Genomic DNA, 20,884 nt, shown 5'->3' with positions numbered 1-20,884 from the left:
GTCGGGCTTGACATAAAAAAACTATGGGTGTTAGTATGCACTAATCAAAAAAATAATATTCTTTAAAAAAAGATTATGGTAAAATCCAAATTTTACATTCCTTCCTTGGACGGAATTAGGACGATTGCTTTTTTCATTGTCTTTTTATCTCATGCAGGGGGCGAGAATATTTTCCCTGGGGCCTTTGGTGTAACAGTGTTTTTCTTTTTAAGTGGATATTTGATCACAACTTTGCTGAGACGTGAATATGAACAAAACCAATTCATTAATTTAAAACATTTTTATTTACGACGTATTCTGCGAATTTTGCCTGGGTTTTATGTAATTTTATTCCTAGCATCTATCTTGACCTGGATAGGTGTACTTGAAGGAGAAATACAACTACCAGCTTTTTTAAGCCAGGCTCTCCATTATTATAACTATTATGTAACTTTTTTTGGTGGTTCCGGAGTAGCTCCTGGTACTCAGGTATATTGGTCTCTGGCGGTGGAGGAACACTTCTACTGTCTTTTCCCTTTTCTCTACATAAGTTTACTCAAAATGCGTGTGAGTCCCCAAAGGCAAATGTTAATTATTTGGGGGATTTGCTTAGCTATTCTAATTTGGAGATGTGTTCTAGTGTTTGGCAGGGGAGCAGATGAAAATAGCATCATTTTTTTATCAGATACGAGAATAGATAGTATATTGTTTGGCTGTGCATTAGCGGTCAATGGCAACCCAGTATTAGATGCTCCCTATGGCTCTGATAGACTGTGGAAGTATTTCGTACTACCAGCCGGAATTACTGTAATTATTTTATCGTTTATATGTGATTCTAGTGAATTTGAAAGTACAGTGCGTTACACTATTCAAGGTATTGCACTACATGGTCTTTTTATGGCTGCTATCCGTTTTCCCGATTGGGGAGTATTTCAAATTCTCAATTGGAATTGGATGCGGTTTATCGGTTTGCTTTCATACTCGCTTTATTTAGTACACCATACTGTAATTAAGGCTGTTTATCTTTATTTACCTCAAGTTTATGTGGTTTTGCAAGGAGCGATAAGTATGCTGATTTCCTTGATATTAGCCTATGCAATATATAGGTATATAGAGATGCCATGCGGAAAGCTACGCAAGCAGTTGTCATCCTCATCAAGTTAAGTGCCACAAAAAATTTACCAAGTCTATTTTCGCCAATTTCGTCACCGATAGGTGGCAGCTTTGGTCGAAAAGTTTTAATATAGAGGGTGGTTTTAAATTTTCTGATGACCTATGTCTCCTACTTCCGTTTCTCAGGTGTACTCTTCTGGTAATTCCAGGGATGCGAATCAGTCTCGCAAGACTGATGCTTTGGCTGTTGAGTCTGGTAAAATTCCGCCGTTGTTGGGCGCGAATTTGGCTGAGTTAACGGAGTGGGTACAGCAGCAGGGACAACCGGCTTATCGCGGGAAACAGTTGTATCAGTGGATTTATGAGAAAGGGGCGCGATCGATCTCTGACATTTCTGTATTCTCGAAACAATGGCGCGAGACTGTTGCTAAAATTCCGATCGGGCGATCGACTATTCATTTGCGATCGGTCGCACCAGACTCCACCGTAAAGTATCTCCTAAAATTAGCAGACGGTCAAATCATTGAAACCGTCGGCATTCCCACCGAAAAACGGCTGACAGTGTGCGTCTCAGCCCAAGTTGGCTGCGCGATGGGCTGCGACTTTTGCGCCACGGGTAAAGGCGGTTTCAAGCGCAACTTAGAAAAACACGAAATCGTCGATCAAGTCTTGACAGTACAGCAAGATTTCGGCCGCCGAGTCAGCCACATCGTATTTATGGGGATGGGCGAACCCCTGCTAAATTTCGATAATGTCGTAGCTGCTGTCAAGTGTTTGAATCAAGACGTAGGAATTGGACAGCGAAACATCACCATTTCCACAGTCGGAATCCGCAATCGCATCACCCAACTAGCTGAACATCAACTGCAAGTTACCCTCGCCGTCAGCCTCCACGCCTCCAATCAAAGACTGCGCGAAGAGTTGATTCCCAGCGCCCACCCTTATCCTTTGGGTGAGTTAATGGCAGAATGCCGCGAATATGTGCGATCGACTGGACGTAGGTTAAGCTTTGAATACGTACTCTTAGCTAATGTGAATGATTTACCGGAACACGCCGCCGAGTTAGCAAGTCAGTTGCGCGGCTTTCAGTGTCACGTCAATTTGATTCCTTACAATCCGATTCAAGAAGCTGAATATCAGCGGCCAACTCCCAATCGAATTAACAATTTTGTGACGGTTTTGAAGGAAAAGAAAATTGCAGTTAGCGTGCGATATTCTCGTGGTTTAGAAGCAGATGCCGCCTGCGGACAATTGCGGGCCTCCGAGGTTTAATAGTAGATTTTTACTGTTAGGTAAAATTGGTTCGTAGTGAGGACTTTAGTCCTCTCTCATTTGATGCGGACTAAAGTCCTCACTACGAACGTTTTTGATTGTGTTTGTGCGAGATGACATGATATTACAACACACTCTACAAGCGTTTAACCAGTATCCACCGCAACTCCAACGGCGGCGTTTCTTGCACCGGAAATAAATCGCGCCCACTCGCCCAACTGACAAACCAAGGCGTCGGCGGCCACGCAGAATCAGGCAAATGTTTTTGTTCGTATTCAATCACCGATTCATCGGCAATAATTTCTAACGGTAAACCCTCGATAGCTGCTTCCAATTCTTGTCTGGTAATTAAATAAGACCAACACAATTCTGACATTTGTTTTGCCATCTCATCTGGTTCATAGCCCTCGACAGCTAAGAAAGTGCTGAACAAGATAAACCCGCCACTTAACACAGCATCGGACATTTTGCCGAGAAATAAGCGGATTTGTTCGGGATAGCGGAAGTGCGAGAGAACTTCGGTAGCAATCGCTAATTTGTACCGATAGGTTTTCATCCTCAATAAAGGATCTAAAACGTCGCCTTGGATGACATGAATCGGCAACTTTTCGGCGGTGGCTGCTGCTGAGAGTTTTTCGGCAAATATCGGCGTTAGCTCGATCGCATCCACGGAATGTCCTAACCTAGCTAAAGGCAGACTATTGCGCCCTGGGCCCGCACCGACATCTAAAATAGCTGCTTTACCCGGTTCCCCTAATTCGGCGACAATTGCCATGACTTTAGCATCGGGATGGCTGCCAAATAAAGGTTCGGGGCGAATATCCGGCCAGGTATGATATTTCTGGGCCATCGATTCGACTTGAATCTTGGTATTCAGAGTAATCCCGCCGCCTAAGCCAGTTTGGGGATTGGCGGGAAAGTATGAGACGATGAGATTAGCGTGGGGAGAATTTTTGAATCCTTCTGTTAAGGCGTTAGCGATTAATGTTCGCAAATTTTCGGTTTGGGCAGCGTCGAGGTTTTGTCCGAGAACTTTTAAGAAGTCTGAGAGTAATTTTAGATAGTCGTCTAGCATTGATGGCAAACAAGGTAGATAAAATTCTCCCTTGATGCCGATGTTCTTTTTGAGTCTTTCTTTGAGAATTAATTTCAGGCTATTAGAATCAGTCAGCGGCGGGCCAGTTTCGGGCGAGTCGCTGACAGGCAATTCTGGGGAAGATGCGGCACTGGTAGGGTTTTTAGTCACAATGTTTTCGATGATAACCGCGCAATTTGCGGAAAAGTGCGATCGACATTACGGACAATCATAACCTCGGTGGTTGCTCTCGGTGGCGAAATTTGGTATAATTGTCTGCTGCCAAGATTCAGACATTAAACAGGAGGTCGATCGGCAATAAGTGCGATCGCGCCTAACATAATTTTATGCTCTTGCACCTGAATTCTCGCGTGCAGCGTTTCTGGCGTATCATCAGGCAATACCGGCACCGCAGCCTGCATTAAAATCGGCCCGCTGTCTACTTCCAAATGAGCGATGTGCACCGTACATCCCGTTATTTTCACCTTAGCGGCGAGTGCTTGCTCAACGGCGCGAATGCCTGGGAAACTCGGCAGCAAACTGGGGTGAATGTTAATAACTTTGTCTGCAAAAGCATCAAGCAAAACTTTGGTAACAATTCGCATCCAACCCGCCATCACCACCCATTCTACATCATGGGATTGAAAAGTTTTAACAATTTTTGTATCTAATTCTTCGCGGCTTTTGCAATCGCGGTGATTGAGCAAAATCGAGGGAATGCCGTATTTTTCCGCTCTGGCGACAGCTTTAGCTTCGGGATTGTTGTAAATTAACACTGGGATTTTAGCGTTGAGTTGTCCCTGTTGGATGGCTTCGGCAATTACCTCGAAGTTGCTACCGCTACCAGAGGCTAAAACTCCTAGTTTTAACGGTGGATGAGTCGGATCGATCGCCGGAAAGCCAATCTCAGGAGAAATCAGGCTGGCAGTGGAATTAGTAGATACTGGGTTAACCGTCATAAGTTATTGGTTATTGGTTATTGGTTATTGGTTATTGGTTATTGGTTGTTGGTTGTTGGTTGTTGGTTGTTGGTTAACTGTCATACCAATTTAATGTGAAGTTGCATAGAATCGGATCCCCCTAAATCCCCCTTAAGAAGGGGGACTTTGAGAAAAATCTTGTCCCCCCCCTTATTAAGGGGGGTTAGGGGGGGATCGGATTTGGGAGCAGCCTCATAAAAAATTGTTATCAACTGTCAACTGTCAACTGTCAACTGTTTAAATAGCCTGAAAAACATTCAATCAGATTCTACAACAATACCATTAAAAAACTCTTCCCTCAGAAGCGAATAAATTTTCAGATCCCAATATCTGCCTTTGACAAATAGCTGCTGTCGCAAAATCCCTTCCAACTGCATCCCCACTTTTTCCATCACCCTCGCCGAAGCAATATTGTTAACTTCACATCTACCCACAATTCGATTTAGCAACATCTCCCGAAAGCCAAATTCAATAATTGCATTGACAGCCTCGCTCATGTATCCTTCTCTCCAATATCTCGCAGAAAGTGCATAGCCAATTTCCGCGCGGCTGTGCGTCATGCTCCATTCCACATATCCGCAAGTCCCGATAAACTTTTTCTCGGCTTTGTGGACAATTCCCCAATCTACAAGCTCTTTTCTTTTGTACATTTTTGTCAGAGACTTAAGAAAGTATTTAGTGTCTTCGATGGAGGTGTGGGTTGACCACATTGTGTATTCGGAGACTTCCGGGTTGGAAGCATACTCAAACATATCGCTGGCATCATTTAAAGTGATTTTTCGGAGCAGGAGCCTTTCAGTTTCTATAGTGGGTATATTTGCTAATATATCGAGCAATTTCATTTTGACATTGACCTATATTGTGATACCATTTAAAACTAAAAGCTAAAATTTACAAGCCAATGGTTCCGATAAAATCTGGGCGTTTTAACTGGTTGGACAATGAGTCGATCGCAGCTTGGACATTTCTGGCCCCAGCTTTACTGTTTCTGGGTACTTTTTTGATTTGGCCGATCGCCTATTTATTCTACCTTAGCTTTACCAGAGGCAGCTTTACCCAGTCGGGAGTGCGTTTGATTGGCGCCAATAACTACTCGCGCCTGCTCACAAATCCGGATTTTTGGCAAGTTCTCCAAAACACGATCTATTTTACAACCGCGACAGTCATTCCTAGTTTAATAATTCCGTTGGGTTTGGCAGTTTTGCTAAATCGCTCGTTTGCTTGGCGAGGAGCTCTCCGCACTGCTTATTTTATCCCTTCGATTACCTCTCTAGTGGCTGTTGGCTTGGGTTGGCGGTGGTTGTTTCAGACCGAAGGCCCGGTGAATGATATGCTAAGGGCGATCGGCTTAAATCCAATTCCTTGGCTCAGCAGCACAGTTTGGGCAATGCCAGTCATAATTCTGCTCACTGTTTGGAAACAATTAGGCTTTAATATGGTAGTATTTTTAGCAGGATTGCAAGCAATTCCGGTAAATCGTTACGAAGCAGCAGAATTGGATGGAGCTAATGGTTGGCAGCAATTTTGGCACATCACTTTACCCGGTTTGCGGCCGACTTTAGTATTTGCTACCATTACTACAGCTATTTTTACTCTACGCAGTTTCGAGCAAGTCTATGTCATCACCGGCGGCGGCCCTTTGAACTCTACTAATTTGCTAGTTTATTATATTTACGAGCAAGCTTTTTCCCAATTCGATTTTGGCTATGCAGCCGCAGCAGCAACTTTTCTGATGGCGATAGCTTTGATATTAGTTTATGTTCAGCTTCGAGTTTGGGGCGAAGATTCTTAATGAGCTAGGGACACAGCTATTAGTGTCAAATTAAGAGGGTTCGCATCCCAACTACACACAAAGGTACGTTGTTGGGCTTTAGCCCTCTTTCGACGTATATATAAAGGAGGCTCAAGCCCAACTACACACAAAGGTACGTTGTTGGGCTTTAGCCCTCTTTCGACGTATATATAAAGAGGGCTAAAGCCCAACAACGTACCTAATTTTTATACTCCATTCCCAATTATCAATTATTAATTGTATATTCCATATGATCTGCTGTTTGTGCGGCTTGCGCTGTTCCCAAAAGCTTGCCGACAACGTGCAAAGACATATCAATTCCCGCAGCAATTCCCCCAGATGTAATGATTTTGCCGTTATCGACAAATCGCTGATTTTCAACAACAGTTGTATTCGGAGCTAATTCTCTCAACAAATCCAATGCCCCATGGTGTGTAGTTGCGGCCAAACCTTCCAACAAGCCAGCTTTTGCCAACAGCAGGGAACCCGTACAGACAGACAGGACTAATTCTGCTGTTTGCGAACAATCTTTTATCCAGTTAATCACGGCTGAATTATCGATTAACTTTCTCGTGCCTAGTCCTCCCGGTACAATTAAAATATCGGGTGGCGGACAATCGGAAAAAGTACAATGGGGATTTACGCTCAAACCGTTGCGCGCGCTGACTGCACCGGGATTTTCGGCTACGGTAGAGACTGCAAAAGGTCGTGAATCCTTATTTAATTCTGATGTCACCGAAAACACTTCAAAAGGCCCGGCAAAGTCCAGTACCTCGACATCATCGAACATGAAAATAACTACGTTCCTAGTTGGCATAACACATACTTCTGATAGAGGTCAAAAATAGCAGCGATTTGTTAGAGTATAAATGCTATGATTTAAATCATTAAAGCTATGCCGAAAAATCTTCGCCATCGCGCCCTAAAAATCGGTTTTTTGTGTCTTGTTTGCGCGTTAGCAATTACTATTTCGCCAATTTTTACCCCGGCTCAATTGACCAGTCAATTAGAGTTTCGGATTACTCAATTAGAAAGTCAAATTGCTGAACTCCGCGGACAAATCAACAGTTTGCAGTCTCAAGGTTCTAGAGTTAATCGGCCTCAGTCTCCGAACCGCCCAGGTTCGGGCAGGACAAATTCTAGAATGCTTTCGGGAGACCCGATGTTTGACAATTTAGCAACTTTGGCAATTGAAACTAAGCAGGATGTGCTCAAAATTCAAGAGCGCTTGTCTAAGTTAGAAGCATCAAGAAATCCTTAGAGAAGGAAGAAGGAAGAGGGAAGAAGGAAGAAGGAAGAGGGAAATACTTAGAAGGAAGAGGGAAATACTCAGAAGGAAGAAGGAAAAAGTAAGTAGCAAGAAAGAAAAGGTAAGTAGTAAGAAGGAAAAAGTCTCCCACTCTCCCACTCTCCCACTCTCCCCATCTCCCCCTCTCCCTCTCTCCCCCTCTCCGACTTTGAGGTTCCCAAAAGCAGGGTCTGCTAAAAGTCAACTTGCAGAACTATTCAATGATATGGAAATAATAGGCTGCAACCAGCAAATTGATACCTAACAGACCCAAAAACCAGGCTGCGCGAAAGGTGTAAGGGAATTTGCCCGTTTTCATCACGGAGTCGGATTTTAATTGGTTCTTTGCTATGTCTGCCATAATTCAAGCTCCTAATTCACAAGTCACTGTATTCACAAATAGCAGAGAGCGTCGCACATGACACAATCTAAGAGTGTTATTTTTTGTAACTAGGACTTGATACCGAGTTGAATTCAGATTGATTTCAATGGCTCTCTCCGGCGTGGTAGGAACTGCGGACTAGGGGCCCCGATCGCACTCGCTCAAACCCCATCTCGCGGGCGATCGACCCGAAACGGTCAAATTCGGCTGGCGTCCAGTATTTGCGGACTGGGAGGTGTTCTAGAGATGGTCTCATGTATTGACCGAGGGTGAGCCGATCGCACTTGGCATCCCGCAAGTCGGCCATCGCTTCCACAATCTCGGTCTCGGTTTCCCCGTGCCCCAACATCAAACCGGATTTGGTGGGAATAGTTGGGTCAAATTCCTTGACGATACGCAGAAGGTCGATCGAGCGATCGTACTTAGCCCCCCTCCGCACCGGCCCTTGCAATCGGCGCACCGTCTCAATATTGTGGTTGTAACAAGCCGGTTTTGCCTCCACCACCGTCCGAATCCGCTCCCGCTGCAACTCATCAAGCCCGGAATTCTCCCCGGGGGCGGGCACGGGGGCACCGCCCCTACCGATGCCTCCCCAAAAATCCGGCGTTAGTACCTCAACCTCAGTATCGGGGTTTAAGTGCCGGATTTGGGCGATCGTCAACGCAAACCAACCCGCCCCCCCATCCGGCAAATCGTCCCTCGCCACCGAAGTCAGCACCGCATAGCGCAAACCCAATAATTGCACGGCCTGGGCCACCTTTTGCGGTTCCTCGGGATCGAGGGGCATCGGAGAATGACCTTTATCTACTTGACAAAAAGCACAAGCACGGGTGCAAGTCGGCCCCATCAACAAAAAAGTCGCCGTTTTTTGGGCGTAGCACTCGCCCCGGTTGGGACATCTGCCTTCCTCGCAAATCGTATGAATTTGCCGCTGTTTGATAATTTTCTGCACTGCGGAAAGTTCGCTAGCTTTGCCAATCGGCCGTCGCAGCCAATCCGGCATCGCCTCGATTTCGCTCCGCATTTGAGCGGCAGTTGCTTTGACAGTAGGAGTTTGAGGAGTTTGGGGCGACATAAAACCTGCATGGCGATCGAGTTAATATATGCGATCGTATCCGAAATCAAAGTCCCTCAACTTGTAGGAATCTGACCCCAAATCAGAATCCGGATCAATTGCAGCTAAACTAAACTCGTTCAGAATTCTAGGTAGAATTCTCTTAGGGATATACTAAAGATTGCAAATCACAAGACCACACGGGAAGCGGCAAACTCAGAGACTTCATTCAGTCCTGAGAGGAAAGCGACTCGGAGGACTTTAGTCCCCGTGGTATGTAGTCTATAGCGCATCACGCGCAAACCTCGGTCTTTCAAGCCGGGGATGAAACGCAGCAGCAGCCGTTTGAAGGCTGCCATTACTCTAGATTAGAATTGAATTGTGCTAAACAAGTAGGCGTATCAACTTGCTGAACCATTCCTAGAACGGTGAAATTCCAGGCAGTAAGACACCCTCAGCATTTTAGACTGGGAAAGACTTGCAGCACAGCCAAGCAACGCAGGATGGGGAACGTACCGAACTGGCTTCGTGTTGAAAAGTGCGAACGAAAGCATAAAGCAAAAAAGTAGACGTAATGCTCATGGCGATCGTGGCGAAAGTCAGTGAGGTTGAACGTGTAGCGGCGATTTGACAGCGCCTTTAAGAACAATCGCCAGGCTGTTTCTTAAGAATCTCCGTTCCACTATAGTCGGAGAGTGTCAAAATCTAGAGGCAAGTAAGTAAATCTGTCTGCGTAACGAACTATCCTAGTACGGAGAAATTCCGGCCACTTAGTAAACGCATTGGGGCGTTAAACAAAAAGAGCAAGTAACAGCAGGATGGGAAGCGTACCGAACTGGCCAAAGTGATAGACCGAGAAAGCATTTGAAAAGGATAACGTAAGCGCGATTGCAGCATCGAAAGATAGTTGTTTTTAGCCAAAGCGAGGCACCTTGACAATGCCTTTGAAATTGGTTTCCGATCTATTCAAAAAATCTCAGTGGCTCTCAATGGCCCTGAGACCCTCAACACTCATTACTGAAGGAGTCAGTCGTGGCTGGTCAAAAAATCTTGGTAATCGATGACAGTAAAGTCATCCGCGTTCGAGTTCGAGAGATGTTACCTCAAGGTAACTTTGAAGTTCTAGAAGCAAAAGACGGCGAAGAAGGACTCAAACTGATCCGTGAAGCCCGACCGAATCTAATTATGTTAGATTTCCTACTGCCCAAAGTCAGTGGTTGGGAAGTGTATCAAAAAGTGCAAGCCCATCCGGTGCTTTGCAAGATACCTTTGGTGATCATGTCGGGGCGCGAAGAAGAGGTGATGGAGAAAATTCCAAAACCCTTCGAGAAGCATTTCTTTGCATTCATCGCTAAACCTTTTGAGAAAAAGCAGCTAACCGAGGCGATCAAATCGGCGATGGTACTGGCTAAAAAGAAACCAGTACCAGAAGCCCCTGCCGCCGCCACTGCTGTACCGAGTTCTGGAGCCGGTGCTGCCGAAATTCAGGTGATGACTAAGCAAATGGCGAAAATGCAAGCGGAAATTGATGCACTCAAAAAACAAATGACTCAGGTGATTACGATCATCAAGCAGATGAAATCGAAATAATTCTGCGGTCTTTTACAGGTACTCGTGCAGAAGACACTCATGTAGAAGGAAACTTCTACACGGTGAAACTTTCTCACTTTATTTCAATGGGTTCCTTCTCTCCGCAGTTTTTTTGCTAAATTTGTCGATCGCGCGCGATAGCCAACCGCCTGCAACCGATTTCTCACAATCTCAGTGGGAAAATCAATTAAAAGTTAAAAATCAAACCAGGGAGGAAATCAATTATTAATCTTTATTAAGATTTTTTAATTGCCGCTCGTGCCACGCTCAACTATCAACTCCTCAGTCTCATTTTTTTGGTTAATGACTAACGACTATTCCGATTTTTTGCCTCAACTGCGTGCCTCAACTGAGCAATTGTTGAAAAGATTAGACTGCTTCGATCGAGCCCAGGTATTAGCGATCGGAGATTTGACCTTGGACGAGTTTCTTACCGGACAAGTAGAGCGAATTTCCCGCGAAGCACCTGTGTTGATTTTGCGCTACGAGAATACTCGGCAATTACCCGGAGGTGGCGCAAATGCTGTCTACAATTTAGCCAAACTGGGAGGCAAAGTAAAAGTTGCTGGTTTGGTAGGAAAAGACGACCAGGGAAAGGCTTTGTGCGGTATTTTTGAGGCGGCGGGAATTGATACGGCTGGGATTTTAATCGATTCGCAGCGTCCAACCGTTACCAAAACTCGCATTTCCGGGCACGCGCGGCAGTCGGTGACTCAACAAATTGTCCGAGTCGATCGCAAATCTGACGAGTTGCCGGATTTAGACTTGCAATTGCAATTAGCAGACTACATCCGGCAGCAAATTCCGACAGTCGATGCCGTGGTTTGTTCTGACTACGGCGACGGAGTTTTGACTCGTTTGGCGATCGAATCGGCAGTGGTTCCCGGCAAAACAATTGTAGACGCTCAAACAAATTTGCAGCGATATTCTGGAGCGATGCTGTTTACTCCGAACTTACCGGAAGCCGAGCAAGCAGTCGGATATGCTATCAAAAACCCTGAAACTTTAATGCAAGCAGGACGCGATTTATTGAACTTAACTCAAGCTCAAAAAATCCTGATTACTCGCGGCGAAGAAGGGATGAGTTTGTTTGAAAGGGTGAAGGTTGAACCAATCAAAAATTCACCCCCTCCAACATCCACTTGTGAAAACGGGGAATTTGCCATTCAAAGCTGGGATATTCCCCCTTTTAACAAGACTGATGTCTTCGATGTAACTGGTGCTGGAGATACAGTCGTAGCAGCAATGACTTTAGCTTTGTGCGTCGGTGCATCCGGTTGGGAAGCAGCAGTTTTGGGCAATTTGGCCGCTAGCATTGTCGTGCGTCAATTCGGTACGGCGACGACGACAGCACAGGAAATGAAAGAAGCTTTGAAAGCAATGGTTTATGAGTAGTTATTAGTTATTGGTTATTGGTTATTGGTTATTAGTTATTAGTTATTAGTAATTGGTAATTGGTGATTGGTAATTAGTCATTTTGTAGGGTGCGTCGCTGTGAATTTTTTGATAGAACAGCAGAGATTTGTGAAGGATCCGCACCTGAATATTATGTGGTGCGGATCCATGAGATTGTCTATCTTCTTTGGGAATTTGTGAAGGATCCGCACCCTACTCACTAATTCCCAATGACCTGTTTGGCCAATGCCCAATTCCCAATTCCCAATAATTACTTACTCTTCTTCAAAATTTGTCCCTTGTCATCAATCATCAAACCAGTATTAGGAAAATCGCTCTTTGTCAAACGGCGAATCAACCCCACAGTCCGAAAATCTTCATCCACTGAGGGAATACCTTGGCTGCTAAGTTCGATGGGGATAATCTTACCAGAAACAAAATCCCCTTTTGGAGTCATTTTTACATCCAAAATCAGAGATTGACCCAGTGCTCCGGCTGTGGACAAAGTGCGATAACCCATGAAATTGCCCAGGGAATACGCGATCAATTTCCCTTTGTAAAGTTCCAAAGCTCTTGTAACGTGGGGGCCGTGTCCCAAAATCAAATCTGCTCCCGCATCAATCATCGTCCGCGAAAACAACACCATATTTCCCCGGTTTTCTCCGTAAAAGAACTCATTTCTATTGTTCACATTCTGAGCTCCGGTTCCTTCAGCTCCAGCATGAACTGAGATGACTACAATATCAGCCTTTTGCCTCGCTTTTTTGACAACTTCTGCCCCCGCTTTCAGTTCCAGCAAGGAATTGTGAACTTCGCCGTAGTTGCTGAAACCGATAAAAGCAACATTGACGCCCTTGACATTTTGATAAACAATTTGATCTCTTTTGCCAACAGCCTTCATGCCGTTGCTGTCGATGTTTTTGATCGTGTCCTTAAATCCCTGCTCGTTAAAATCGTAGGAGTGATTGTTGGCAATATTCAAGATGTCAAAACCAACATCTTTGAAGATTTTGGCATAACTCGGAGGCGTCCTAAAGGCAAACAGCATTCCTCCGCCGCCTCCTTTGGAACTGTAAGGATAATCGGTCATCGTGCTTTCAAAATTGCCAAACAGAATATCGGCTCCTTGTAGGTAGGATTTTACCGATTCAAATAAGCGCTCCTTATTTTCCGGGAGTTTATTGTAGGGGAAATTGGTGCCGGGGATCATGTCGCCAACTGCTTTGATGCTGACTGTTGCGGGCAAATTTGCAGGTATTTTTGCTGCCTGGGATGGTGATTGCGATGCGGGTTTGGCGGCGGATGCTGACGCTGGGATAGATTCCTTGCGGGATGGCTTTGCCGCGCCTACTTTTTGTACCGCAGGCTTTGAGGTGACATGGTTAATTGTAGCGGTGCTTGAGGATTTATTGAATTGAGAACCGAGTACAAAGCCTGCTATCGGTACGAAAATCAGGCTGAGAGTACCGACTGACAGCCAAGATTTTTTAGTTTTACGACGGGCTAAATCTGGTAGCGGTGATGGCTGTTGTTGGCTTTGGTTTGTGGCTTTGGGAGTTGGGATTGTATCTGGCGGCTGTGATGGCTTTTGTTGGCGTTGGTTTGTGGGTTTGGGAGTTGGGATTCTATAGGATTTGCGGGGGGATTTTTCTGGTATTTGAATGGGTGGGGTTGTGATATTTTGAGGTGTTTCTATTTTGGGCAAAATTACAGGAATTGGGGCAGTGGGTACACTGGCGACAGCTACAGGAATTTTGACAGGGGCTACACTCACTGGTGCGGTTACGGTTACGGGTGTGGCTACACTCACTGATGCGGCTGCGGTTGCCGGTGCACTAGCCAAGCGTTGTTTTAATTCTACCGTCTGAGTCCAAGCGGGCAATTGCTCGCCTTCGCGCCGCCCGTACACTGTTAATCCGTAAATGTTATTTGGTTGCAGTCGCTGCAACCCTTTGATTGCGACTCGGAGACAGGCTTCTTCTGCGGGCAATTGTTCTGCTTCCAGCAGGAGGTGCAGGGTTTTATTTTCCAAGCTGCCTTTAGCCGTGACGCCGAAGGTTTGGAGTGCTTGGCCGATCAGAAATGCGATCGCCCTGGCATCGCCTTCTTTTGCTAAATTTAAGATATCTTGTTGGCTCACAAATGCCTCTACTCTCACACGAGAAATTTAGCTCGATCTTATATCAGATTTGCGAAACACGATTAAATGCCGATCGACTGAACTTAACTAACTAGGTACAAATAAACATACTGAAAACATTCGGTGTCGCAGCCCGAAATACACTCAAAAACCAGATTTCTCCTTGCCGCTACAAATCCCCCTTGTCCGAGTACCCGTTAAGATGAATCCCCAATGACTTACGAGTAAACCACCTTCAACGGAATCTGTTTTATCCCCGATCGCGCCATCGCCTCCATCCTCTGACAAAATTTCTCCCAGCCCGATCGATTTCTCAGCACAATGCACCCAGCAGAGCCGGGAACGTTGGCATCGAAATGGATTCCTAACTCCGATCGAGTTCGCCCGCCGGGAGAGACAACCGGATCGGGGGTGATGTGGAAAAACAGCCCCTCTATGCCGCGGGTGTCCGACCAATAAGGCCTTGTAGGAATTTCATAATCGAATCCTTGCGGTATCGGCCCCTTGCCACGCTCCCATTCGTCCCCAGGCTGTTGCCAGCCCGCGCAGCCGGAAGTTGCAAGGTAGTCGATCGGCTTTCCGTCCGGATAAACAAGTTTGAGGTTGCCGTACAAAAGCTCAGTGGCAGGTTTTAACTGCATTGTAAAAATCAGCTTGTGTGGTGTCATTTGCTTTGAATTTCTATAATGCGATCGCGCAGTGCACCAATCAAATAGTCTGTTTCGCCGATCGTCTCTGTAAATCCCTGTTTTCCCTGCAAATAACCTTTGTCCTCGGACAATTTAGCTATCGCATCAACCAACTCTATTAAAGTTGGATCTGGAACTGCGAGTAAAGCTCTGGCAGTAATTCTTGGCATTCTTAACGCTCTCTCAATCCAGAATTTCCTGCAATCCACTGCTCAACACTATCCAGTCTTTTTTCGTGAAATTCTAGAGTTTTCTCTATTTCTGTCTGATGCTTAGCAACAGCAACCGCCCCTTTTTGGATTTCCGTTAGAGACTTCCAGACTAAGACCATCAACCCAAGAATGCAGCTTACTACAGCCAAATCAATCGTTAGTAAAGTAGAAGTAAAATTCATGGGCTATTGTAAATTTCAAGGGTTAACTGAATTTGCTTGTGCCACGGCGCAGGCTCAAACTTGATCCGATATTCCCCAGTGAGTTCAGGAAGTGAAATTAGCGTAGTTCTATTTAAAGGCACTTGCCAGCGTGACCCTTCAAAGTCAACCTGAGCACTACCATTATTCAATACTTGAGTTAAAGTTCCTCCCAGCCACCAGCGGGGCTTTGCCACCGAAGAACTGGCATAAGCCCTAATGATGTGCTGAGAAAAAGATCCCGGAATCAAAATCCTGCCAATACCTTGTTCTAGCCCTACCGCAGCAGAATGCGTACCGCTGTAAATAACTTCCCAATTAGACTGGTTGTCAAGACTCATTTACTAATCAATTAGAAATTCCTCGACCCCTTTGAAATCGTCTTTGTATCATTCCAATTGCTCGGGCGGTACGTACATATCGCCGTACCGCCATACAAATACTTGTTAGTTAGGGTGTAGTTTTAGGTTTTTTCTTCTTGCTTTTTGTTGTAGTTGCAGTAGTTGCTTGTTCGGTTTCTGTGGTAGCAACATCTGGATTTGCTGAGGCTGCTGCAACAGTTGCAGAGGCAATAGGATAAGTCCTTCCGCCTTTAATTGAGAAAAAAGGCTCAATTTCTCCAGCCCCTACCGTTGCAGTAGTTGCAATTTTGGTAGCGGGAATCAGTTCGCCCAAAACATCAGCTATTTCGGCAACTGTCAAAAATGAGGGAAACGTAAAAGATAATTTTCGTTTATTTCCCTTAGTTGTTTTCAAGCCAGTGGTTAAAGAAACCTTTCTTGCGTTAGGACGGCCAAAAGCTAGGTAAACCGCTTTACTTGCTGGAACTGTTACTTCCCCCGTGCTTCCGTCTGCTTTGATATAGCTTCTTGTGTAACCTGCTCTGTCTGTCACATCTTCGGGGCTCGGAGTGTAACTTCTGCTTTTGATGTCAAGAAAATCTGCTACGCGGGGAATGCAACTGCAAGTTGTCCGAAAGTCATCAGTACCTGTTCCGCCAGCGCCACTTCTGCGATATTTTACTAGAAAGCTATGTCTTGTCATTGATTATTTTTTAGTTGTTGATTTGATTTTTTTCCAATAGTTACTTTACCCGTTTGAAGGAATAGAACCATCAAGATCGATCACTACCAGCGAAGTGATTGAAGCAGTTCTTCGGAAAAACAAATGATTGTTTTTGCTGGTTTCTACAGCCCCATTAATTGCTGCCGGATAACCGAGAATTTTCTGCCCCACTTCTTGATTTTCATTCTTGAGTGCAGCCGCAGTTGAACACGCATGCAGCGATTTCATGAAAAATTCACACATTGTAAATTCTTCTGGAAGATTGCCGATTTGTTCCCACCAGGCTTTTAAAGTTTCATCTTCAATGGCTGCAATCATTTCCGCAAGAGTAATGTCGTTCATGTTTTTTGAGAAATTTCAGTTATTTGCTGGGTTATTTTCATTGTAATTATTTGCGTTAATCTGTCAATGCCTAAAACCCTTGTGGCTTGTGGCTTCCAGCTACAAAACATTTTGTACAACCCTAGGGTTGTACAAAATGTTTTATAAATGAATAGCGGTTATTGTAAATTTTTATTGAGCTACCCTAGAACGGGTAAATTGATGGGTTCATTTTCAGGCCACAAATCCATCTCGATCCTCTGCTCGTCCCAGACGCGATCGGACAAATCTTCCCGACCTTGCAAGTCGTCAGAGCGTCGCCGCCACACCAAAACGGCTTTTGACGGGTAAACGATGTAAGGCTGTTCCCTGCGTCGGGCGGTTGGACTTGTGTAGCCCGAGTCGCGAACGCCATTCGGTACAATTTCGGCAGTGGAAAGCGCCAACAACTCTTCGATTTTGTTCAAGCCCTCATTTTCGGTATTGGCGTAAACCTGCATCTGGCGGCCGTTGTTGAGTTGCGCCGTCACCAATTTTTGCCCGCTAGTGTACAGCTTGGCAGCTAGCTTAATTTTGTCCCAAGTCAAGTCGCGCTTAACGTCGGGAATTGTCACCTGTCGCTTGCGAGCTCGTTTGCCGTCCGGCATTACCCAGGGCGGCTGCTGCTTTTCTTTGAATTCAATAATTAGATAGCGTTCTTGAAAGTTCGGCCGCACGTAGTCGTCAACAGGAGTTCCATTGATAAGAACTCCCACGTCACGATTGCCCAGCATTTGGTGAGTTGCTAAGACGTTGACCACAGTCGGCCTCATCACGGCTTCAGGGCCAGACAAGACAATGCGTTCGTCGGGAACCGATCTATCTGGAGTAATTTCTATGGTGCGATCGACACCAAGCACCGAATTGTTTGCCACTTTTTGCATTGCCAGCCAAGCATCAATGCCGCCCGCGACGGCATAGCCGGCTTCTATACAGGCCTCCGTTCCTTCTTCCCAAGCTTCCTCAACAAAATTCCTCAAAAAAGTATTGGGGATAGATTCAATTGCATTCTCAATAGCACCTGCAATTGTCCAACTTTCCCCCGTTCCCCATTTATCTATTTTTTCGCTTCCAAAAAAGCCTCTAAGAGCAATTCCCAGGGGGTTTGCTGGATTCTTTAATGCAGCCCTAACGTTTTTGTAGAGCCACAAGAATGAAGCTTGCACCCCCATCCTAAAGCCAGCCTGAATTACCTCACTAGCGGCGTCGAGCAGTTCGTCCAGGGCTTGCTCGCCAACTTCCTTTAGTAAATGAGTTGCCAGCGCTTCGTTGAAGGTCATGATGGCCGCAGCCGGAACCAAACCGCAGCCAATCCAGCCGATCGCCCGCCCTACCGCACTGCCCAAGAGGCCACCGAAAGCATCCCACAAACCCTCAATTTGTTTGTCGATACTTTCGTCGCTAATATTCCAATTGAAATTGGCAATAAATTGAACGCCGCCGACAATCCAACTCCACAGCTTAGTCCAGCTAAACGAAATTAATTGAACAACTCCTGATACCAGAAATCCGACGAATCGCGTTGCACCGTCCCAAATAGATTCTAGGAATCCTTTATCTTGAGAAGTTGTTGTGGCGCTTGCCGACCAAGTGCGGATAATATTGCCACCAGTCGAAGATTCCCGCATTTTGCGACTAGGCAAGTCGCGCAAAACCAAACCAAATTTTTTTATTGCATCAGCCATTTGGTTTACCTGCCTGACCTATATTGTCGCCAATCTGTCTGATGCGCGGTCTGCGCTCTCTGGATCGACCGTAGGGGGTTTGCGCGTCTTCGATTCCTGTCTCAAAGCCAAATCCATCCTCTACCTGATCGAGGAAGTCTTCCCAATCTTTAGAATGCTTGGGTTTACTCGGATCGTCCTCCTTTGCTAAAGGATTTTCTAGCTTGTCACTTAAGTCAGCGCTACCTTTAATTGATTCCAAAATTTGTGATTTGATATCTTTTTTAGGATCGACTTGCCGCCAATGTACCGCTCTAGTAATTGCTGCTGCCTGCAATAAATCTAATAAAATATCTCGCTGAGTTTCTTTGTTTGTGTACTCAATACCTTTGACGTGGATTATGCTTTCTTTGATGAGTTCATCAATTGACTCGGCTTTTGGGGTAAACGTTGATGGCATTTTAATGTCCGATTCATCATAAGGGAAGTTCATGTATTTTGCGATTGCCATGCTTGCCAAGTAAGCTTTGATTGCTTCTTGCCGACCCATTCCAGACTCGCACAAATTGCGAGTTGATAAAGCCACAAGGGCTGCTACGTTGGCTTGCAGGCTCAGTAGTTGCCCTTCCATTTCGGCTATCGACTCTGCCAAGTTCGGGAATTTAATCTGTTTGCCTTGGTCACCTTCTTTTGTCAAATCGGTATCTTTTACGTCGATTTGAATTTGCCATTGACCCCAGCGTTCGTCATCCCGCTGGAACATCCACATCAAGAGGTCGGCAAAGTCCTCAATTTTCTCTTGAACTGGCTCTGTTGCTGGTTGGCCTTTTTCGACTTCTTGAATAATTGTACTGGGAAGCTCACCGGGAAATTTGTTAACTCCTAATCTTTTGTGAATTTGGCGCAGCAGTTTGATGGAATCGCTACAGCATTCATCCATTTCTTTTCTAGGGGGTTGGTTGGGTGGAGGGGGGGAAGAAGGAGAAGGAGAAGGAGAAGGAGAAGGAGAAGGAGAAGGAGAAGGTAAACTGCAACTAGAATAAATTACAAAATATGTTTGTTTTCGGACAATTCTCATCCACCTATAATCAATTGTCTGGGAATAAAAAATCCCATTGTTTAGAAGATCAAAAATCTTGTCTTCTCTGCCTGATAGCCCCCAAAGAATGCCATCAGGCTGATAAATCCCGTTATTCGGGTTGCTTGTGTTTACGATTTGATTAAATACGCTTAGCTGCCAATTATTGTTGTATCCCCACATTCCGGCGGTATTCGGATACTGTCGAGGATTATCTAGAGGAATTCCAAAAGGGATATTTTCTATGATTAATTGACTTGCGTTTAAAACACCCGGATTGCCGTTAGTAGGTGGTGTGTAATCCCCCGCCCCTTTGTATTCATAAGAGTAGGCAAGCCTCGTCCCGTACCACTCTTCCGATCTGTAATGAATGGCAACAATTACGGTACAGGTTTTGCTTGGATCGCCAACGGGCAATACAGGTCTATCCCAATTGGGAGGGCTTGGAACAGGTGCCGGGGTTGGTGTTGGCGTTGGCGTTGGTGTTGGTTCCTTCTTGTCAGGAAACTCAAATCCAAGTTCAAAACTAATTGGAGTAAACGGAATTTGCAATGAAATTCCGACCCCTACACCTTCAGAAGACTTAGAAATATTAATTCCAATTCCAACTACCTCACCACCAATACTTCCGCCCTTTACTTGCCCCGTACTTGTATTAATTGTGACTCCCCCGCTCACACCCAAAACCCCGCCCGGAACCTCTGCGCCGGCACCTATTGAAATTGAGCTTTTTGAAGGATCTTCATAGTCGGGATTGCCACTGATATCTAGGCGAATTGGGCTGACATCAACACTGACTCCACCAGTCACGGAAACCCCCCCAATATTTGCTACCTCGCGGGTGACTCCAATTCCTCCGGTACTTACAGAGGTTTGGCTTTTCTCCCCCATATTGACGCCGCTATCCTTCCCGAGGTCGATCGCGCTTGACCCCGAAGTCGAACTCGGCGACAGACTGGATTTGGAGCTAACCCTAGACATAGCTCGCCTCTATTCCTGAAATGCGAGATGGACTGCCTTCGGCGATCGCCCAAAGTTCCCCTGTCAACGTTTCCTCGGTTAGATTGCCACCACCGTTAGCTGCTAGGTAGATTCCCGAACCTACCGCGACGCTCGAATTGCCAGCAATCCAAATATCAGCATTCCCCGTATTCGTGGCATAGAAAATCGCCCTGTTTGCATTAGCCAACCTAAACCTAGTAGGGGCTGTTGAGGGGATATTAATTCCGTAAGGAATCGCAGTGCCGACAATCTTATTTACTGGTTTGGCTATTAAATCGACGTTGAACCTAAAGTCACCTTCTAAATTAATATAATCGCCCGCTCCTAATACACCAGAGCCGTAATTGATTATTGAAATTCCCAATCTGTCATCAGGGCTAAGTAGTTTGAGTTGGTTAATAGTTAGGTACGGGATTACAAATGGAATCGTTGTCTCGCGCCCCTTATTTTCTGTAGTTTAGACTAAAAAATGAGTACAGCTAAAAGTAGCCACCTTTGAATCTCAGGCAAGCTGTTGCTTAAAAACTCAAGAGGGATCAGATTAAATAGCTAAT

Annotated in this window: 22 protein-coding genes; 6 read left to right on the top strand and 16 right to left on the bottom strand. The window is 45.4% G+C overall.

Going from position 1 to position 20,884, the window contains the following annotated elements:
• The first annotated feature begins 75 nt into the window (after positions 1 to 75).
• Both JGK36_RS14235 and rlmN read left to right on the top strand, forming a co-directional pair.
• Positions 76 to 1,143 (top strand): acyltransferase, encoded by a 1,068-nt coding sequence (locus JGK36_RS14235; protein WP_293185034.1) that lies wholly within the window; start codon positions 76 to 78, stop codon positions 1,141 to 1,143.
• Positions 1,144 to 1,254: 111 nt separating this feature from the next.
• Positions 1,255 to 2,364, top strand: coding sequence for a 23S rRNA (adenine(2503)-C(2))-methyltransferase RlmN (gene rlmN, locus JGK36_RS14230; RefSeq protein WP_293185035.1), 1,110 nt, complete (start codon positions 1,255 to 1,257; stop codon positions 2,362 to 2,364).
• Positions 2,365 to 2,500: 136 nt separating this feature from the next.
• Here rlmN and JGK36_RS14225 read toward each other — a convergent pair whose 3' ends face one another.
• From JGK36_RS14225 to JGK36_RS14215, 3 genes are all read right to left on the bottom strand, one after another.
• Positions 2,501 to 3,610, bottom strand: coding sequence for a bifunctional 2-polyprenyl-6-hydroxyphenol methylase/3-demethylubiquinol 3-O-methyltransferase UbiG (locus JGK36_RS14225; protein ID WP_293185037.1), 1,110 nt, complete (start codon positions 3,608 to 3,610; stop codon positions 2,501 to 2,503).
• Positions 3,611 to 3,735: 125 nt separating this feature from the next.
• On the bottom strand, positions 3,736 to 4,398 hold the full coding sequence (purN, locus tag JGK36_RS14220) for a phosphoribosylglycinamide formyltransferase (protein WP_293185039.1): 663 nt from the start codon (positions 4,396 to 4,398) through the stop codon (positions 3,736 to 3,738).
• A 278-nt stretch (positions 4,399 to 4,676) separates the two neighbouring features.
• On the bottom strand, positions 4,677 to 5,261 hold the full coding sequence (locus tag JGK36_RS14215) for a GNAT family protein (protein ID WP_293185041.1): 585 nt from the start codon (positions 5,259 to 5,261) through the stop codon (positions 4,677 to 4,679).
• Between the two features lie 59 nt (positions 5,262 to 5,320).
• On the opposite strand from JGK36_RS14215, the gene JGK36_RS14210 reads away from it, so the two are divergent.
• Entirely contained in the window at positions 5,321 to 6,211 is an 891-nt protein-coding gene (locus JGK36_RS14210; protein ID WP_293190406.1) for a carbohydrate ABC transporter permease, read from the top strand.
• Positions 6,212 to 6,437: 226 nt separating this feature from the next.
• Here JGK36_RS14210 and JGK36_RS14205 read toward each other — a convergent pair whose 3' ends face one another.
• Entirely contained in the window at positions 6,438 to 7,028 is a 591-nt protein-coding gene (locus JGK36_RS14205; protein WP_293196722.1) for a DJ-1/PfpI family protein, read from the bottom strand.
• A 78-nt stretch (positions 7,029 to 7,106) separates the two neighbouring features.
• Here JGK36_RS14205 and JGK36_RS14200 point away from each other — a divergent pair, with 78 nt between their 5' ends.
• A complete protein-coding gene (locus JGK36_RS14200) occupies positions 7,107 to 7,472 on the top strand; it encodes a hypothetical protein (RefSeq protein WP_293196721.1) in 366 nt (121 codons plus the stop codon).
• Positions 7,473 to 7,713: 241 nt separating this feature from the next.
• Here the strand turns inward: JGK36_RS14200 and JGK36_RS14195 are convergent, their stop codons facing one another.
• Together JGK36_RS14195 and JGK36_RS14190 are read right to left on the bottom strand one after the other, a co-directional pair.
• Positions 7,714 to 7,860, bottom strand: coding sequence for a photosystem I protein PsaX (locus JGK36_RS14195; protein WP_293185047.1), 147 nt, complete (start codon positions 7,858 to 7,860; stop codon positions 7,714 to 7,716).
• A 124-nt stretch (positions 7,861 to 7,984) separates the two neighbouring features.
• A complete protein-coding gene (locus tag JGK36_RS14190) occupies positions 7,985 to 8,956 on the bottom strand; it encodes a lipoyl synthase (protein ID WP_293185049.1) in 972 nt (323 codons plus the stop codon).
• Positions 8,957 to 9,967: 1,011 nt separating this feature from the next.
• On the opposite strand from JGK36_RS14190, the gene JGK36_RS14185 reads away from it, so the two are divergent.
• Both JGK36_RS14185 and JGK36_RS14180 read left to right on the top strand, forming a co-directional pair.
• Complete coding sequence (locus JGK36_RS14185; RefSeq protein WP_293185050.1) at positions 9,968 to 10,525, top strand: response regulator; 558 nt, start codon at positions 9,968 to 9,970, stop codon at positions 10,523 to 10,525.
• A 303-nt stretch (positions 10,526 to 10,828) separates the two neighbouring features.
• Complete coding sequence (locus JGK36_RS14180; protein WP_293185051.1) at positions 10,829 to 11,920, top strand: bifunctional heptose 7-phosphate kinase/heptose 1-phosphate adenyltransferase; 1,092 nt, start codon at positions 10,829 to 10,831, stop codon at positions 11,918 to 11,920.
• A 271-nt stretch (positions 11,921 to 12,191) separates the two neighbouring features.
• Here the strand turns inward: JGK36_RS14180 and JGK36_RS14175 are convergent, their stop codons facing one another.
• The 10 genes from JGK36_RS14175 to JGK36_RS14130 form a co-directional block, all read right to left on the bottom strand.
• Positions 12,192 to 14,060, bottom strand: coding sequence for a CapA family protein (locus tag JGK36_RS14175; RefSeq protein ID WP_293196720.1), 1,869 nt, complete (start codon positions 14,058 to 14,060; stop codon positions 12,192 to 12,194).
• Between the two features lie 218 nt (positions 14,061 to 14,278).
• The gene (locus tag JGK36_RS14170) at positions 14,279 to 14,728 is read right to left on the bottom strand and encodes a hypothetical protein (RefSeq protein WP_293196719.1); all 450 of its coding nucleotides are present in this window, start codon (positions 14,726 to 14,728) and stop codon (positions 14,279 to 14,281) included.
• Positions 14,725 to 14,919 (bottom strand): hypothetical protein, encoded by a 195-nt coding sequence (locus JGK36_RS14165; protein ID WP_293185055.1) that lies wholly within the window; start codon positions 14,917 to 14,919, stop codon positions 14,725 to 14,727. Before JGK36_RS14165 ends, JGK36_RS14170 begins: the two co-directional genes overlap by 4 nt.
• A gap of 2 nt (positions 14,920 to 14,921) precedes the next feature.
• Positions 14,922 to 15,143, bottom strand: coding sequence for a hypothetical protein (locus tag JGK36_RS14160; RefSeq protein ID WP_293185057.1), 222 nt, complete (start codon positions 15,141 to 15,143; stop codon positions 14,922 to 14,924).
• The gene (locus JGK36_RS14155; RefSeq protein ID WP_293185059.1) at positions 15,140 to 15,502 is read right to left on the bottom strand and encodes a hypothetical protein; all 363 of its coding nucleotides are present in this window, start codon (positions 15,500 to 15,502) and stop codon (positions 15,140 to 15,142) included. Before JGK36_RS14155 ends, JGK36_RS14160 begins: the two co-directional genes overlap by 4 nt.
• Positions 15,503 to 15,611: 109 nt before the next feature.
• On the bottom strand, positions 15,612 to 16,205 hold the full coding sequence (locus JGK36_RS14150) for a hypothetical protein (RefSeq protein ID WP_293185061.1): 594 nt from the start codon (positions 16,203 to 16,205) through the stop codon (positions 15,612 to 15,614).
• 45 nt (positions 16,206 to 16,250) lie between these two features.
• Positions 16,251 to 16,568, bottom strand: a complete 318-nt coding sequence (locus JGK36_RS14145; RefSeq protein WP_293185063.1) for a hypothetical protein — start codon at positions 16,566 to 16,568, stop codon at positions 16,251 to 16,253.
• A 179-nt stretch (positions 16,569 to 16,747) separates the two neighbouring features.
• Complete coding sequence (locus JGK36_RS14140; protein ID WP_293196718.1) at positions 16,748 to 18,271, bottom strand: hypothetical protein; 1,524 nt, start codon at positions 18,269 to 18,271, stop codon at positions 16,748 to 16,750.
• Complete coding sequence (locus JGK36_RS14135) at positions 18,264 to 20,309, bottom strand: hypothetical protein (RefSeq protein WP_293196717.1); 2,046 nt, start codon at positions 20,307 to 20,309, stop codon at positions 18,264 to 18,266. The genes JGK36_RS14140 and JGK36_RS14135 overlap by 8 nt, the downstream gene beginning before the upstream one ends.
• Positions 20,302 to 20,694, bottom strand: coding sequence for a hypothetical protein (locus JGK36_RS14130; RefSeq protein ID WP_293187147.1), 393 nt, complete (start codon positions 20,692 to 20,694; stop codon positions 20,302 to 20,304). Before JGK36_RS14130 ends, JGK36_RS14135 begins: the two co-directional genes overlap by 8 nt.
• Positions 20,695 to 20,884: the final 190 nt, after the last annotated feature.

Origin of the sequence: Microcoleus sp. PH2017_35_SFW_U_B (assembly GCF_020737865.1) — a bacterium.
In the GTDB taxonomy this organism is placed as follows: domain Bacteria; phylum Cyanobacteriota; class Cyanobacteriia; order Cyanobacteriales; family Microcoleaceae; genus Microcoleus.
The sequence above is the reverse complement of the archived record's forward strand: the minus strand, read 5'-3'. Positions and strand labels throughout refer to the sequence as shown.

What these genes read in the sequence shown, in the direction of transcription:
- JGK36_RS14135 (WP_293196717.1), bottom strand. Translation starts at nt 20,309, where the DNA reads ATGTCTAGGGTTAGCTCCAAATCCAGTCTGTCGCCGAGTTCGACTTCG.
- JGK36_RS14215 (WP_293185041.1), bottom strand. Translation starts at nt 5,261, where the DNA reads ATGAAATTGCTCGATATATTAGCAAATATACCCACTATAGAAACTGAA.
- JGK36_RS14235 (WP_293185034.1), top strand. Translation starts at nt 76, where the DNA reads ATGGTAAAATCCAAATTTTACATTCCTTCCTTGGACGGAATTAGGACG.
- JGK36_RS14205 (WP_293196722.1), bottom strand. Translation starts at nt 7,028, where the DNA reads ATGCCAACTAGGAACGTAGTTATTTTCATGTTCGATGATGTCGAGGTA.
- JGK36_RS14195 (WP_293185047.1), bottom strand. Translation starts at nt 7,860, where the DNA reads ATGGCAGACATAGCAAAGAACCAATTAAAATCCGACTCCGTGATGAAA.
- JGK36_RS14145 (WP_293185063.1), bottom strand. Translation starts at nt 16,568, where the DNA reads ATGAACGACATTACTCTTGCGGAAATGATTGCAGCCATTGAAGATGAA.
- JGK36_RS14170 (WP_293196719.1), bottom strand. Translation starts at nt 14,728, where the DNA reads ATGACACCACACAAGCTGATTTTTACAATGCAGTTAAAACCTGCCACT.
- rlmN (WP_293185035.1), top strand. Translation starts at nt 1,255, where the DNA reads ATGTCTCCTACTTCCGTTTCTCAGGTGTACTCTTCTGGTAATTCCAGG.
- JGK36_RS14160 (WP_293185057.1), bottom strand. Translation starts at nt 15,143, where the DNA reads ATGAATTTTACTTCTACTTTACTAACGATTGATTTGGCTGTAGTAAGC.
- JGK36_RS14140 (WP_293196718.1), bottom strand. Translation starts at nt 18,271, where the DNA reads ATGGCTGATGCAATAAAAAAATTTGGTTTGGTTTTGCGCGACTTGCCT.
- JGK36_RS14155 (WP_293185059.1), bottom strand. Translation starts at nt 15,502, where the DNA reads ATGAGTCTTGACAACCAGTCTAATTGGGAAGTTATTTACAGCGGTACG.
- JGK36_RS14150 (WP_293185061.1), bottom strand. Translation starts at nt 16,205, where the DNA reads ATGACAAGACATAGCTTTCTAGTAAAATATCGCAGAAGTGGCGCTGGC.
- JGK36_RS14165 (WP_293185055.1), bottom strand. Translation starts at nt 14,919, where the DNA reads ATGCCAAGAATTACTGCCAGAGCTTTACTCGCAGTTCCAGATCCAACT.
- JGK36_RS14200 (WP_293196721.1), top strand. Translation starts at nt 7,107, where the DNA reads ATGCCGAAAAATCTTCGCCATCGCGCCCTAAAAATCGGTTTTTTGTGT.
- JGK36_RS14190 (WP_293185049.1), bottom strand. Translation starts at nt 8,956, where the DNA reads ATGTCGCCCCAAACTCCTCAAACTCCTACTGTCAAAGCAACTGCCGCT.
- JGK36_RS14180 (WP_293185051.1), top strand. Translation starts at nt 10,829, where the DNA reads ATGACTAACGACTATTCCGATTTTTTGCCTCAACTGCGTGCCTCAACT.
- purN (WP_293185039.1), bottom strand. Translation starts at nt 4,398, where the DNA reads ATGACGGTTAACCCAGTATCTACTAATTCCACTGCCAGCCTGATTTCT.
- JGK36_RS14210 (WP_293190406.1), top strand. Translation starts at nt 5,321, where the DNA reads ATGGTTCCGATAAAATCTGGGCGTTTTAACTGGTTGGACAATGAGTCG.